Genomic DNA, 949 nt, shown 5'->3' with positions numbered 1-949 from the left:
CCCACCACCACGGCTTTCACCCGTTCGGGTGAGCTGAATTGGAAACCGGTTCCGGCGGGGATATGGTCGCGGCGAACGGGGGATATCCACCCCGGAAAACAACCGCACAAAGCTTCGGCCCCCGTACGGGACTGGCATCCCGCCGAGGGCCTGACCGATCAGGAAGTAGACCCCTTCCCAATGGCTGTTGCCCAGGTTAGCGCGCCCCGCTGCGGGTTGCTGCACATCCGCACCAAGCAGACCAAGAACTTCACGATTCTGCCGAATTCGCTCGCCCAGCGACGCGGAAGCGCCACTGCCGGTGGGATCGCTTCCTATTTGTTTTCGTTGAAGGACGGCACGCTGATCAGTATTGATCGGTTGTGCGAACACTTCGACGAGGGGCGCACCCGGATTCGCCGAGGGCTCGCCGAGTTGGAGCGGGACGGCTGGATCGAGCGCCGTCCCGAGCGCGCTCCCGACGGCACCGTTCGCACCCGCGTCGTCCTGCACGACGTGCCGAGGAAGCGGGGCGGTCCGGCCGCCGGCGGGGCGGCGGCCGACGCCGCCCGCCCGTCCAAGGCCGCCGTGGCGGCCGAGCGAGCCGCCCTGCCGGGCACCGGCGAGCACCCGCTCTCCCCGCCTCGTCGGTCCCGCCCGCCGGCCGCCGTCTCCCTCGCGGCCGATCCCTTCGCCGGTTCGTCGTACGCGGAACCACAGCTGTCACCCGCCGGGCCGGAACGGCCCGCGCCGTCTCCGACCACTCCGTCCGGGCCGTTCCCGGGGCGGTCGCCCGCCGCGTCGGTCCCCGGGTTCACCACCCGGTCCGGATCGCCTCCCGTGCCGGTGGCACCCGGGGCCGCCCCCGCGCCGCCGGTACCCGTGCCGTTTCCCGTGCCCCGGCCCCGCCCGCCGGCCCCCGACCCGTCGGCGGGCGGGGCCGGGGCACGGGAAACGGCACGGGTACCGG

Annotated in this window: 1 pseudogene; it reads left to right on the top strand. The window is 73.0% G+C overall.

The features are described 5' to 3' along the window. Positions 1-180 precede the first annotated feature (180 nt). Positions 181-949 (top strand): annotated as a pseudogene (locus FNQ90_RS24920) (hypothetical protein); the annotation flags it as partial.

Source organism: Streptomyces alkaliphilus (assembly GCF_014141535.1).
Taxonomy (GTDB): domain Bacteria; phylum Actinomycetota; class Actinomycetes; order Streptomycetales; family Streptomycetaceae; genus Streptomyces; species Streptomyces alkaliphilus.
Note: the sequence above shows the minus strand (reverse complement) of the source record. Positions and strands in the feature narration are given on the sequence as shown.